Origin of the sequence: Oceanobacillus sp. AG (assembly GCF_009746545.1) — a bacterium.
GTDB lineage: Bacteria > Bacillota > Bacilli > Bacillales > Amphibacillaceae > Oceanobacillus > Oceanobacillus indicireducens.
The window spans coordinates 80,031-93,489 of record NZ_WOWT01000012.1; the positions used below are offsets into that span (position 1 = coordinate 80,031).

General features: G+C 40.5%; 12 protein-coding genes. 7 read left to right on the plus strand and 5 right to left on the minus strand.

Going from position 1 to position 13,459, the window contains the following annotated elements; all coding sequences use genetic code 11:
* Positions 1-88: 88 nt before the first annotated feature.
* Positions 89-2,692, plus strand: coding sequence for a bifunctional acetaldehyde-CoA/alcohol dehydrogenase (gene adhE, locus GN217_RS08255; protein WP_156856208.1), 2,604 nt, complete (start codon positions 89-91; stop codon positions 2,690-2,692).
* Between the two features lie 97 nt (positions 2,693-2,789).
* Here the strand turns inward: adhE and GN217_RS08260 are convergent, their stop codons facing one another.
* Positions 2,790-3,503, minus strand: a complete 714-nt coding sequence (locus tag GN217_RS08260; RefSeq protein ID WP_156856209.1) for an NAD-dependent protein deacylase — start codon at positions 3,501-3,503, stop codon at positions 2,790-2,792.
* A 152-nt stretch (positions 3,504-3,655) separates the two neighbouring features.
* On the opposite strand from GN217_RS08260, the gene htpG reads away from it, so the two are divergent.
* The 4 genes from htpG to GN217_RS08280 all read left to right on the plus strand — a co-directional run bounded on the left by htpG (position 3,656) and on the right by GN217_RS08280 (position 7,919).
* Positions 3,656-5,539, plus strand: coding sequence for a molecular chaperone HtpG (htpG, locus tag GN217_RS08265; RefSeq protein WP_156856210.1), 1,884 nt, complete (start codon positions 3,656-3,658; stop codon positions 5,537-5,539).
* A gap of 1,044 nt (positions 5,540-6,583) precedes the next feature.
* Positions 6,584-7,195: a TetR/AcrR family transcriptional regulator gene (locus GN217_RS08270; protein WP_156856211.1), complete on the plus strand. Its 612-nt coding sequence runs from the start codon at positions 6,584-6,586 to the stop codon at positions 7,193-7,195.
* 25 nt (positions 7,196-7,220) lie between these two features.
* A complete protein-coding gene (gene spx, locus GN217_RS08275) occupies positions 7,221-7,631 on the plus strand; it encodes a transcriptional regulator Spx (protein WP_156856212.1) in 411 nt (136 codons plus the stop codon).
* A 3-nt stretch (positions 7,632-7,634) separates the two neighbouring features.
* A complete protein-coding gene (locus tag GN217_RS08280) occupies positions 7,635-7,919 on the plus strand; it encodes a hypothetical protein (RefSeq protein ID WP_156856213.1) in 285 nt (94 codons plus the stop codon).
* 67 nt (positions 7,920-7,986) lie between these two features.
* Here the strand turns inward: GN217_RS08280 and GN217_RS08285 are convergent, their stop codons facing one another.
* Complete coding sequence (locus GN217_RS08285) at positions 7,987-8,370, minus strand: hypothetical protein (protein ID WP_156856214.1); 384 nt, start codon at positions 8,368-8,370, stop codon at positions 7,987-7,989.
* Positions 8,371-8,630: 260 nt separating this feature from the next.
* On the opposite strand from GN217_RS08285, the gene alr reads away from it, so the two are divergent.
* On the plus strand, positions 8,631-9,758 hold the full coding sequence (gene alr / locus GN217_RS08290) for an alanine racemase (protein WP_156856215.1): 1,128 nt from the start codon (positions 8,631-8,633) through the stop codon (positions 9,756-9,758).
* Positions 9,759-10,079: 321 nt separating this feature from the next.
* Positions 10,080-10,643 (plus strand): NADPH-dependent FMN reductase, encoded by a 564-nt coding sequence (locus GN217_RS08295; protein WP_156856216.1) that lies wholly within the window; start codon positions 10,080-10,082, stop codon positions 10,641-10,643.
* A 58-nt stretch (positions 10,644-10,701) separates the two neighbouring features.
* Here the strand turns inward: GN217_RS08295 and GN217_RS08300 are convergent, their stop codons facing one another.
* The 3 genes from GN217_RS08300 to GN217_RS08310 all read right to left on the minus strand — a co-directional run bounded on the left by GN217_RS08300 (position 10,702) and on the right by GN217_RS08310 (position 13,400).
* Positions 10,702-11,274: a CDP-alcohol phosphatidyltransferase family protein gene (locus GN217_RS08300; protein WP_156856217.1), complete on the minus strand. Its 573-nt coding sequence runs from the start codon at positions 11,272-11,274 to the stop codon at positions 10,702-10,704.
* A gap of 456 nt (positions 11,275-11,730) precedes the next feature.
* On the minus strand, positions 11,731-12,384 hold the full coding sequence (locus tag GN217_RS08305) for a lysoplasmalogenase (RefSeq protein ID WP_156856218.1): 654 nt from the start codon (positions 12,382-12,384) through the stop codon (positions 11,731-11,733).
* 17 nt (positions 12,385-12,401) lie between these two features.
* The gene (locus tag GN217_RS08310) at positions 12,402-13,400 is read right to left on the minus strand and encodes a sensor histidine kinase (RefSeq protein WP_232334372.1); all 999 of its coding nucleotides are present in this window, start codon (positions 13,398-13,400) and stop codon (positions 12,402-12,404) included.
* Positions 13,401-13,459: the final 59 nt, after the last annotated feature.

Genomic DNA, 13,459 nt, shown 5'->3' on the forward strand with positions numbered 1-13,459 from the left:
ACATGATATTTAGTTGGATAGCAATAGGCTATATTTTTTTAAAACAACATGCTCAATATTTCACAATATAAGATGAGGAGGATTTACCATGACTACAAAAACACTTGAAAAGAAACAAGTTAAATCAGCGGGTGAGAGCATTGATGCCCTGGTCGTTAATGGGAATAAGGCATTAAAGGAAATGAAAATGCTGGATCAAGCCCAAATTAACAACATTATTAAAGAAATGGCATTAGCGGGCTTGGTCCAACATATGGAATTGGCCAAGTTGGCTGTAGAAGAAACAAAACGCGGTGTTTACGAGGACAAAATTATTAAAAATATGTTTTCGACGGAATATATTTACCACAACATTAAATATGAACGGACAATAGGGGTCATGAATGAAAATGAAATGGAAGGTATCGTTGAAATTGCGGAACCTATTGGAGTCATAGCTGGCATTACTCCTATCACGAATCCGACTTCTACGACCATGTTTAAATCCATTATCTCTATTAAAACGGGCAATCCGATTATCTTTGCTTTTCACCCTGGGGCACAAAAATCAAGTGCTAAAGCAGCCCAAGTCCTATATGAAGCTGCTGTAAAAGCCGGTGCACCTGAACACTGCATTCAGTGGATTGAACAACCAGCTGTGGAAAAAACGCAAGCACTCATGAAACATGAGGGCATCGCGCTCATTTTAGCCACAGGTGGATCTGGAATGGTGAAATCCGCTTACAGTTCCGGAAAACCAGCCCTAGGTGTCGGACCAGGTAACGTCCCTTGTTATATAGAAAAAACAGCATATATCAAACGAGCAGTCAATGATCTCATTTTATCTAAAACATTTGATAATGGCATGATTTGTGCTTCCGAACAAGCTGTAATTATCGATGAGCCAATCTATGAAAAAGTGAAACAAGAGATGATTGCCCAGAACTGTTACTTTTTAAATGCCACAGAAAAGGTAAAAGTTGAAAAACTGGTCATTGATGAAAATACGGCTTCTGTTAATCCGGCGATTGTTGGAATGAGTGCAGCTACTATTGCGAAAATGGCAGGAGTCACTGTTCCAGAAAACACAAAGATATTGGTCGCTGAATTAACCGGAGTGGGTCCCGATTATCCGCTGTCACGGGAAAAACTCAGTCCCGTGCTTGCCTGTTATAAAGCAAACAATACAGAAATGGGACTCAGACGATGTGAGGAAATGCTTGAATTTGGTGGACTTGGTCACTCTGCTGTGATCCATTCTGAAGATCAGAAGGTCATCGATGAATTCAGTCAGCGGATGAAAGCTGGACGCTTGATTGTTAACCAGCCATCATCTCAAGGGGCAATTGGCGATATATATAATGCGTATACCCCGTCACTGACCCTTGGGTGCGGTTCATATGGCGGAAATTCTGTGTCTAGCAATGTGAGCTCTGTTCATTTATATAACGTCAAAAAATTGGCGAAAAGAAGTGTTAATATGCAATGGTTTAAAGTTCCACCAAAAATATATTTTGAAAAAAATGCCGTTCAATATCTTGAGAAAATGCCGAATATCTCAAGGGCTATCATTGTAACGGATCCGATGATGGTCAAATTGGGATACGTTGATAAGGTCCTATATTACTTGAGAAAACGTCCGGATTATGTCCATTGTAGAATTATTTCAGACGTTGAGCCAGATCCTTCTAAAGAAACCGTCATGCGGGGTGCGGCGGAGATGAGAGAATTTGAGCCGGATGTCATTATTGCTCTCGGTGGTGGTTCACCCATGGACGCCGCTAAATCGATGTGGCTATTCTATGAATATCCTGAAACAGACTTTAACGGTTTAAAGCAGAAATTCATGGATATCCGTAAACGTGCTTATAAATACCCGCAACTCGGAAAACGGGCGCAATTTGTCGGGATTCCAACAACCTCTGGGACTGGAGCCGAAGTCACATCTTTTTCAGTCATCACAGATAAAGAGAATAATATAAAGTATCCGCTGGCTGACTATGAGCTGACACCGGATGTAGCAATCATTGACCCGCAATTTGTAATGAGTGTACCGAAAACAGTGACAGCTGACACCGGAATGGACGTCTTAACCCATGCGATTGAAGCTTATGTATCCAATATGGCTAACGACTTTACAGATGGGTTGGCAATTAAGGCTATTCAGCTTATCTTTGAATATTTACCGCAAGCCTATCATGATGGATCAAATGAGAAGGCCCGTGAAAAAGTGCATAATGCCTCGACCATTGCCGGAATGGCATTTACCAATGCGTTCTTAGGGATAAACCATAGTTTGGCACATAAACTGGGCGGTGAATTTAACATTGCTCATGGCCGTGCTAATACTATTTTGTTACCTCATGTTATTCGATATAATGCAACGAAGCCGACGAAATTTGTCTCATTCCCTAAATATGAACATTTCATTGCAGATAAGCGTTATGCGGAGATTGCCAAAGCGATTGGCTTACAAGCTGCTACCACCGAAGAAGGGGTGGAAAATCTGGTACAAGCCATTATTAAACTGGCAAAAGAATTGGATATCCCGATGAGTATTGAAGAAAATGGGGTCACCCAGAAAGAATTTGAAGCAAAAGTGGATCATTTAGCTGATAAAGCTTTTGAAGATCAATGTACAACAGCAAATCCGAAGTTACCTCTCGTCACAGAACTGGCCGATGTTTATAGAAAAGCATTTAAAGGTGTCTAGCTAGTAGAAGAGGGCGAGAAAAACCGGAAAATAGAAATGAAAGACGTGGTATCTACCCTCATAAGGAGAGGGAGCTACCACGTCTGTTTTATTTTTCTTATAGATTCTCATCCAGTTCTTGCAAAAGCTCACCAATTTTCTTATCTTGAATAATCAAATCGGCGGACCGATCAAGCGGGGTATCTTCTGCATTAACAATGACCAATCTCGCACCATTTTCTTTCGCAAGCATTGGAAACTGGTTCGCCGGCGTAACGGTGAGGGAAGAGCCAAGCACAATGAACAAATCTGCTTTTTCTGTTTCCTGTAGTGCAAATTCAAAGTCATCGACTGGTAGACTTTCCCCGAATAAAACAATCGAAGGCCGTAACACACCATTACATTCCTCACAGTAAAATGCCTCTTTCACATACTTCTCACTACCGTACTGGCGCCCGCATGATTCACAATGCAACTTCTGCAAGGTACCATGAAGCTCTGCGACTTGCTTACTGCCTGCAAGTTGATGGAATCCATCGACATTTTGTGTAATAATCGACTTCACTTTGCCGGAACGCTCCCAATTGGCAAGGATCGAATGTCCTTTATGTGGTCCATATTCCTTCACTCCGAGTACACGCTCCCGGTAAAATGCAATAAACTCTTCCACATTATTGTTGAGTGCATCGGTACTTGCAAGCTGCGCGGGGTCTTTCTTCGTCCATAACCCCTTATTTGCTGACCGAAAATCCGGGAGGCCACTTTCTGTCGACATCCCCGCTCCGGTAAATACGACCGTATAATCAGACTGCTCCAACCAATTCTTAAGCATGTCATTCCTCCTTACTTGTACCCCTAGTATACCGTGAATTCAGGAAGCTTGCAGAGACCCAAGTTGATTGACTTCATAGAAAGGATATGGTATTAAAATAGATGGATTAGTATATATTGCTTCTTACTTTTTAACGAAAGAGGAGAGAGACGATGGAAAGAAGAGAATTTCAAGCGGAATCAAAGAAACTACTAGATATGGTGATTAACTCCATCTATTCGCAGCGTGAAGTTTTCCTAAGAGAATTGATTTCCAATGCGAGCGATGCAATCGACAAACTATACTACCGGGCACTTACAGATGACAATCTCACGTTTGATAAAGACAGTTATTTTATCAAACTTGACCCGAACAAAGATACACGAACATTAACCATAACCGACACAGGAATCGGGATGACAAAAGAAGAGATGGAGAGCAACCTCGGTATCATCGCAAAAAGCGGCTCCCATCAATTTAAGGAAGAGAATGAAATTAAAGACGGCCATGACATCATTGGGCAATTCGGTGTCGGCTTCTATGCGGCCTTCATGGTTGCGGAAAAAGTAACCGTCATCAGTCGCTCTGTTGATAGTGAAGAAGCTTATAAATGGGAATCAACTGGGCCTGAAGGGTACACGATTGAACCGGCAGAAAAAGCCGAAGTAGGCACTAAAATTATCCTCAAAATCAAAGAAAATGAGGAAGAAGAGAATTACGATGAATTCCTAGAAGAATACCGACTCAAACAAATCGTGAAGAAATACTCCGACTTTATCCGTTATCCAATAAAAATGGACGTGACGGAAAGTAAGCTGAAAGAAGGCACGGAAGACGAATATGAAGACGTCATTACGGAAGAAACCTTGAATACAATGATCCCAATCTGGAAGAAGAATAAGAGTGAGCTTACCGACGAGGATTATGAAAACTTCTATCGGGAGAAGCATTATGGTTTCGATAAACCGTTAAAACATATCCATCTTTCCGTTGATGGTGCGGTCCGTTATGATGCGATTCTTTATATCCCGGAGAGCGCACCATATAACTACTATACGAAGGAATATGAAAAAGGATTGGAGCTTTATTCCAACGGCGTACTTATTATGGAGAAAAGTCCAGAGCTGCTGCCGGACTATTTCGGTTTTGTGAAAGGATTAGTAGATTCCGAGGATCTTTCTTTAAATATTTCGCGGGAAATGCTTCAGCATGATCGCCAGTTAAGAACAATTGCCAAAAACATTAATAAACGAATCAAGCAGCAACTGAAACAAGTGCTGAATAATGACCGGGAAGCTTATGAACGCTTCTACCAATCCTTTGGCCAGCAATTGAAATTCGGTGTTTACAGCGATTTCGGCCAGCATAAAGAAGTGCTGCAAGATTTGCTATTATTCTACTCATCGAAAGAAAAGAAATTAGTTACTTTGGATGAATACGTTGAGCGCATGCCAGAAGAGCAGAAATATATTTACTATGCACAAGGCGATAGCGTTGACCGCGTGGACAAGCTTCCGCAGACTGAACTTGTAAAAGATAAAGGTTATGAAATTCTATATTTCACAGACGAAATTGATGAGTTCGCAATCCGCATGCTCATGAGCTATAAAGAGAAGGAATTTAGAAACGTCTCAAGTGGCGATCTTGGCATTGAACAAGATGAGAAAGAGAAGGAAGAAGAGAAAGAAACAGAGAAGGAACACGAAGAGCTGTTTACGAAAATGAAAGAGCTATTAGGGGATAAGGTTACAGCTGTCCGTGCTTCAAAACGTTTGAAATCTCATCCGGTTGTGCTTACAGCAGATGGTGATATTTCAATTGAAATGGAAAAAATCATTAATTCCATGCCCGATGATCAGCAAATTAAAGCAGATAAAGTATTGGAGATTAATGTGGATCACGAAATTATGAATGCTTTAGAGCAAGCGAAAGAGCAAGGCGACGAGCATTTGAAACTTTACACGAATCTATTATATAACCAAGCATTACTAATCGAAGGTCTTCCAATTGAAGATCCGGTTGCTTTCACGAATGATATTTGTAAAGTGATGCTTTAATATTCTGATGGTACTTTTCCGTATATCTGGAAAGGTACCATTTTTTATCTACCTAGCTTTCGCGAAAAAATGGTACACCGCAAAAAGCTCATTAAAAATCCGCCTTGCAATTGTATTGGGTTTTTGATATGATGGAACGTAACCCAAAATTTGTAGTAAACAATTTACCATCTATGTTAGAAATTACCTCCAGACGGGTAGACTAGTTTTCATAGTCGATTGAAAGTATCTGAAAGGAAGTGATTTCATGTTATTAAGTATTATCCTACCTGTCTTATTCCTCGGCCTCATTGTCTTCATCTTGCGTCAGTCAACCAGAAGATCCTAAAACAAAAGCGAGGCTCATTCCTGGCGTATTCCGTAATAGGCCAGGAAAGACCATGCTTCTACTCCTCCTGTTTCACCCATTATGTAGCATAAATTTCATCGCTCTAGAAAATACACCACGCTCATGTATAGCTGACTACTTTCAACTTTCACAGCCTAAAATAGCGAACTATTCCCTCGCGTAGTTAGTAAAACCAACTATCCATTATGGTTTCAGACACATATAGATGTTTTTCCGATCTCCTAATACCCCTCTCAAAAGGAACAACTGACTTACTTACTTTTTTATACAGCGTAAGTGTTTGCTCGTTCACTAATTAAAGAACGCTTTCGTATGTGGCAACGTCTGTATTAGCGACATCCTATGCGTCGAGACTTAGGCAGCCGCCCGCGGAAAAAGAGAGGTACCTGGAATGTGGCTCTCCAGAAGTAGGTTGCATTCAAGCCGTAATGAAAGTAATCATCCGTTCAGCTTAAAAAGCTTTTATTTAAAAAATAGTGTCTAGGTACATATTTGCAAAACTGCGGGATTCGGGAAGAAAGTAGGAGTTTTACGATAGCGATTTAAGGTAATAACTATTTAAAGAGGTAATTGTGGAATAAGTAAGTAAAAAGTTAGGAATACCCCGTATTGCATTGACAAATGACACGGTGTCATTTATTATAAAAATATAAGATGACACCGTGTCATTATCTGGTAGAAATGGAGGTAAAGGAATGCCCAAAGCAACATTTTTTAATCTGCCAGAGAAAAAGCGTCAATCCTTAATTAAGGCAATGGAAATAGAATTTTCTAGAGTTCCTTTATACGAGGCCTCCATCGCAAATATCGTAAAGACAGCAGGGATATCTCGGGGAAGCTTTTATCAATATTTCAGAGATAAAGAAGACGCCTATTACTATATTCTCAAGGAACAGGCAAGCCGTAGAAACAAACAGTTTATTCAACAACTGCATACACATCAGGGAGACTTATTCGAAGCAATCACTGCTTTTTACTATGATCTGCTTATTGAATTACCTGATGAAAAGGAGTATAACTTTTTCCGGAATGCTCTTCTTAACGTAACCCATCAGATTGAAACCATCTTCAATGAAATAATTGAAAGCAATCTGAAAAAAGATGGTATGGAAGAAATTACGAAACTAATTAATAGAGATCTTTTAAATATCGAATCAGACAGCGAACTGACCCATGTCATCCACATTATATCGGCAGTTGCATTCCGCAATTTTGTCGAGAAGTTTACGAAAGAGCTATCCGATCAAGAAGCAATTGAAAGCTTTATAGCAGAAATGAACTTATTGAAAAAAGGCATAGCAAAATAAACCAATTTGAAATGGGGTATGATATATGACAGTGACAATTTATGGAGCTGCATGTTCATCGACTAGGAAAGCGAAGCAATGGTTTACAAAGCAAAACATTCATTATGTGGAGCGGAATATTTTGAAGTATCCGTTAACCGTAACGGAACTTCAGGGAATCCTACGCATGACCGTTGACGGAACGGATGAAATTATATCAACACGATCCAAGATTTATAAAGATCTTGATCTAGATATTGAAGCATTACCGCTTCAGGAATTATTGGAACTGATTCACAAGCATCCTCGTCTGTTGCGTAGTCCAATTATGGTTGACGAGAAGAGGCTGCAAGTAGGCTATCATGAGGATGATATCCGTCAATTCCTGCCGAGAAAAACACGCGAATACCAATGGTTGCAATGGAGATTAAATCATTTGCAACTTGCTGAAGGGTAATTTATGGCGCAACTCTTGGCTGAACAATCGTATGTGAAAGTTATTCGTACCGTCGATTCCCTCACCCAAACAAATACTGAAGAACAACGTATGATGTATTTGTATGAGGATCGACTGGTGACGAAACATCGTGAGTTTCCAATCGATACAATTCACGATTTGTCCTACCGGTTGCTCGGAACAAAAGGTGGACTGTTGTATGTATATACGAACAAAGGTGTATACTCCTTTATTGTTAAAAGCTCTCCAGAACAATTTATTGAAGTTTTTAAAGCATATAGTAAATAAGGTAAACCCTAAGACTGGGTTTACCTTATTTTTATAAAAAATCGAAAGGAATGCATGCCCTAAATAATTACTTACTTTCTGAAGCGTGCACATTCTGGAATAGATTGATAATAAACAGCACAACAGAGATTAAAAATGCAACCCCACCACCAGACACGAAAATTTCAAGAACGATTGGCGGTACATCAAGATAAATCATCATCATCCCGATAAGGAGAAAAGGTAAGCCGATTTGATGAAGCCAGAATTGTAATTTACCAAGTTGGCTATTTCCCGCTTTTGGGTAAACCGAGTAAATAACACCAATTAAACCAGTAGACAGCCAGCCGACAACATTAATATGAGCGTGCGTTGCCCCCCATTGAAGCTGGATCGTGTAAAGCGCAAATAACCCAAAGCCAATTCCGATAATAAAATAAAGAGCGGCAATTTTTATCCATTTCGCACCCAACGTTATCCACTCCTTTTTTGCTGATTCCTTTCGATTTTTAACCGGTTGACAGGAAAATAGAAGCAGACTGAAATGCTGAGTTACTCTACCCAACCTAAGCCTTTTTTAGCATATTTTTCAAGTGAAACAGAAATACTTCCTCATTTTTATTTCATCTCCTTCATAATATATATTGTTCCAATTGGAAAAGTATGCCCTATCCAGAGGATGTTGGGAAATGGTAAAATATAAGATAATGAAAGAACAGAGGAGTTTGTCGGATGAAACGATTAAGTTACCGAGATACATGGGTTGAAGTTTCTTTAGCTGCAATCCGAGAAAATACGCGAGTCTTTAAACAACATATGAATAAAAATAGTAAACTACTTGCTGTCGTAAAAGCGGATGGCTATGGGCATGGTGCGGAGGAAGTCGGGAGGGCTGCTTTAGCGGCTGGTGCCGATCGTTTAGGTGTCGCATTGCTTGATGAGGCGATTGAACTCAGAAAGGCTGGTATCGAAGCCCCGATTCTTGTGCTCGGTTATACGAAACCGGAAGTTGTAAAGGAAGCGATTATAAATAAAATTACGCTCACCGTTTATAGCAAGGATGTGTTGGACGCACTTGTTACCGCCTGTGAAGAATTGCAGCAAGCAGTTAAGGTCCATTTGAAAATAGATACAGGGATGAGAAGGGTTGGCGTTCAGACCAAGGAAGAAGCACTTGAATTAGTGAAGGGCATTGACAGCAAGTGGATCGAACTTGAAGGGATTTATACTCATTTTGCAGACGCGGACAATGTAGATGAAACGTATACACGGATGCAATTTGCGCGTTTCCTTGAAGTGACGGACTATTTAGCAGAACATGGTTATTCCGCCCTGCTGAAGCATTGTTGTAATAGTGCGGCAACGATTTGTTTTCCAGAGATGCACTTGGATATGTGTCGGGTTGGGATTGGTATGTATGGTCTTTATCCAGCAAAACATATGAAGAAAGTGATTAGCTTGACCCAGGCAATGACATTCCAGACGAAAGCGGTGCTAATTAAGGAAGTAGAGGCGGGAGAGTCAATCAGCTATGGTTGTACATATCAGCCCAAGAGAAAATCGCTGATTGCCACTCTTTCAGTTGGATATGCGGATGGGCTTTCTCGTCAGCTGTCCAATCGTGGTGAGGTGACGATAAGGGGGCAGCGGGTGCCGATTGTCGGGAGAATCTGTATGGATCAGACGATGGTGGACGTAACAAGTATTGACGAGGTACAGGATAACGATATTATAACGATATTTGGTGAGGAAAAAGAAGGCTACATCTCCCTCGACGAAATAGCCGAACAGCTACAAACCATCCATTACGAAATCATTTGTCTCATCGGGAAACGTGTTCCAAGAGTTTATATTGGGTAAAGTGAAACTCATTCAGTGGGGGTATCCTTACCTCCCCGCTGAATGTAAGTTGAACAGAATAGGAATTTACGGACTGTTTATCCCCATCCTTCACATATTGGGTTTCCCCCATGTTTAGAGGAGGGGGTATTACAGACCGTTAATACGTGATAAAATAAAAATTCGCTCTGTGCCTATGTTATTAAACTTACAAATGATAAGTAAATAATAAAAGAGAACAAAAAGATTGCAACATGAAAAAAATCATGGTATATTAATAAGCGTAATTCATTTATATTGAATTAAACTAAAAGTAAGTTATAGATAACAGGGGGAATTCGAGTGTTAAAAATTGGTATTATTTTAGGAAGTGTTCGTGAAGGACGTAATGGGGAACAAGTAGCAAATTGGACACTTGACTTTGCGAACAATCGCAAGGATCAAGATGTAGAATATGAGCTAGTAGACCTAGCGGATTACCGTTTACCATTCCTAGGTGAAAGCTTACCGGAAGCTGAAAAAGAAAAGGCAAATGCAGTTATCAAAGCTTGGTCTGATAAAATGGCTTCTTTTGACGGATATATTTTCATCACTCCAGAATACAACCATGCAATCGGTGGTGCACTGAAGAACGCGCTTGACTACTTAAATCCAGAAGTAAATAATAAAGCGGCAGGATTTGTTGGTTACGGAAGCCTTGGCGGAACCCGTGCTCATGAGAACATGCGCCTGATTCTTGGTGAATTACAAGTAGCAGACGTTCGTACTGCAGTTACATTCTCACTACTAGCTGACTTTGAAAACTTCTCCGTCTTCAAGCCAGCTGATTACCATGCAGATAATGCAAACCAAATGTTAGATCAAGTCATTGCTTGGAGCAGTGCTTTGAAATCATTACGAGGCTAATTTGCTGACCACAAAATCCTCATGAATGATCTTATAAATGAAAGAGAAGATGCTGAGCTTAACGCACAGCATCTTCTCTTTTTTCATATAATCTCAGGAATTCCGGGATATACATCAAGAAAGAAATGGATAGGAATATACCCGTTACAATCATGAGGAATGCGATAAAATACGTATCTAGGCTGGGAAATGTAATTAAAATTCCCATCGCTAGGTAAAAAACAGCCGTTGATACTTTCCCAAACCACTTCGCTCCGTCCAATTTTTTCCCGCGTTTTAAAAGAATGAGTCCATTGATTCCCATAAACAACTCTTTCAAGACAAAGAGGATAAACAGAATCCACATATATGGATAGCGGAACAATAGACAGGCGACGATCGCTGTCTGTGTTAATTTATCTGCAATCGGGTCAACGATTTTCCCGAGTTCTGTAATTTGATTGAATGTCCGGGCAATCCATCCGTCCAATGCGTCGGTTACACCAGATAAAAGAATAATAATGCCGATAAGATAATAATCGCTTGTGTCCGTTGCATGAATGAAAAGATAGACAAATACAGGAATCAGAAGAATCCGGATGTAAGATAAAATATTTGGGATGGATAAAACTTCCCTTGTTGTTAACTTCACATGAAATTCCCCCTATGTTTAGAACTACATTACCCAACTCTTGCAACTTATAAGTTTTATAAAAACTAGGAATTACTTTCATTCAGTGTAAGAGTAACTCTTACCTGGAGGTCCGCAGTTCAGACACCTCTCGCTTTCCACAGGCGGCCGGGTTACTCCTGCGTGAAAAGCATTAGTCCTAAGCTCCCGCAGGAAGTGCTTTTCTTCCGAGGCAGACTAAGTTCGCTCTCGTATGTGGCAACGCCTGTATTATCACTTCCTGTGCGTCGAGGCTACGGCTGTACCGTAGGATGCGCATCCGTCCGCCGGGCAACTGAACGGCGATTAGTGCTCTTACATAACAGAACGTGCGAAACATTTGCGCTGAATGAAAGTAATTATACGGTTAGGTTGTTGTAAAAGTTGAATAATACCTTATAAGCATATCAAAAATAGTTGTTTTACACTCCTATTTTGCTACCAAACGATGCGCTTGTCTTGTTCAATGAGCGAGTAGAGACTAACTGCAATGAAAAATTGAGCTGCATAGTAGGGGAGCATGACAAGGGCCTTCGCAAATGGAACGGCCGCCACAAACATATTCCAAGCAAGAATCGAATCAGAAATAACGAATAACAATGCCCCGAATTGCGCCGGTCGATTGCCTGTTAAAATTGTAGCCAAGAGCATTAGTGAAATAATGATAATATAAGCAACGACTGGGACCGCAAGTACTTGCTCTCCGGCATCCGTTAACGCAGGTATAAGGAATATCCCGAAAATAATAGCATAGATACCAATTGGAATTGCGGCAAGTATCCGCCGCTTCGTGAATTTGGCAACTTTGAGGAAGCCGATAGCATAACAAATATGGGCAATAAAGAAGGCGACAAGACCAATGAGAAACCAGTGCAGTGTCGCATCGCCAATCATCGAAAAGACGAGACCAAGCATGATGAACCAATGGACGCATCTTTTATTTTCTGGAGCAATCCGAAATGCATAAAGTATAATGACAATCATTGGCAATAGTTTAAAAAAGAGTTTGAACGTAAAAGGCTCATCGGGAGCGATGAAAATATATACGAGACTAAGCGTCAGTATCATTAGCGGTAAGCGGTAAAGAACCATTGTGCTCCTCCTCGTCTTTATTCCGTGTCGCCCGATTTCAAGATGGCAGGCAATTTAATTTGCAGTGTAAAGGTTTGGTTCTTATAAACGAAATCAAGATATCCTGCATGTTTCTGGGTAATCTGTGCGATAATCTGTGTACCAAGTCCCTCATGATCCCCTGATTTGGTCGTTCTCGCCTGTTTCGTAAATAAATGATCAAGTACATCGTTCGGTATGGGGAGGGTGTAATTTTTACAGCTTAAAATAAATAATCCGCTCCGTTTTGAAGTCTGTAATGTAATATGGGCCTGTTTTCCGGTCTCTTTTTGCCATTCGGCGCTTGCTTCCAGCGCATTATCCAGTATATTCCCGATTAGTTCAGTTAAATCTCGATCGGAAAGTGGCAAGCTTGAAATTGCCGCTTCGAGATCGTACGTTACTTCAATCCCATTATCTTTTCCTTTGCGGTAACTTTGATGCAGAATACCCGCAACCGTTCCTCTTTCTCCTTGAATGGACAGGTTTGTTTCCTTATACCCTTCCACAAGCTCATTTAAATACGTTGTTGCTTCTTTATGATTCTTATTTTCAAGCATATAATGCATCGCAGAGATATGTTTTAAAAAGTCATGTCTTTCTTTCCGGACGATGAGAAAGGCTTCATTCATCTGCTCAATTTCCCTTGTGTGGGAATGGATAAGCTCATCCTTATGATAAAGCTTCCGGCCCAATGTAAGTCTCATTATTTCAACGGAAAGGAAGAGGAGAAATGGAATAAGTGAAATCAGGCCAGGCCCGCTTAATAAATAGATGAATAAAACAAGTAGCTGGATACTGTATAACCCCAAATTCACCTTTGCTCCAAGCGCCTCAATCTGCACGATCATTTTTCTTTGAAGTAGAAAAACAAGGAACAAAGCTACAATAATTGATACATAAAAGGGAAAATCAAAAGGTAAAGCTCGCCCCGCAAGCTCCAAATGAAACGCGAAAAGCAAGACAACACTCACCCAATAAAGACGCACAATCCCCATTTCCAACCTCCTATCAATCGGGACAACTGCTCTGACCCCGTGTCCCGCACTGGGACAGA

Excerpts from the sequence above, each read along its gene's own strand:
- alr (WP_156856215.1), top strand. The coding sequence starts at position 8,631 with ATGAAACGATTAAGTTACCGAGATACATGGGTTGAAGTTTCTTTAGCT.
- GN217_RS08310 (WP_232334372.1), bottom strand. The coding sequence starts at position 13,400 with ATGGGGATTGTGCGTCTTTATTGGGTGAGTGTTGTCTTGCTTTTCGCG.
- adhE (WP_156856208.1), top strand. The coding sequence starts at position 89 with ATGACTACAAAAACACTTGAAAAGAAACAAGTTAAATCAGCGGGTGAG.
- GN217_RS08280 (WP_156856213.1), top strand. The coding sequence starts at position 7,635 with ATGGCGCAACTCTTGGCTGAACAATCGTATGTGAAAGTTATTCGTACC.
- GN217_RS08270 (WP_156856211.1), top strand. The coding sequence starts at position 6,584 with ATGCCCAAAGCAACATTTTTTAATCTGCCAGAGAAAAAGCGTCAATCC.
- GN217_RS08260 (WP_156856209.1), bottom strand. The coding sequence starts at position 3,503 with ATGCTTAAGAATTGGTTGGAGCAGTCTGATTATACGGTCGTATTTACC.
- spx (WP_156856212.1), top strand. The coding sequence starts at position 7,221 with ATGACAGTGACAATTTATGGAGCTGCATGTTCATCGACTAGGAAAGCG.
- htpG (WP_156856210.1), top strand. The coding sequence starts at position 3,656 with ATGGAAAGAAGAGAATTTCAAGCGGAATCAAAGAAACTACTAGATATG.
- GN217_RS08305 (WP_156856218.1), bottom strand. The coding sequence starts at position 12,384 with ATGGTTCTTTACCGCTTACCGCTAATGATACTGACGCTTAGTCTCGTA.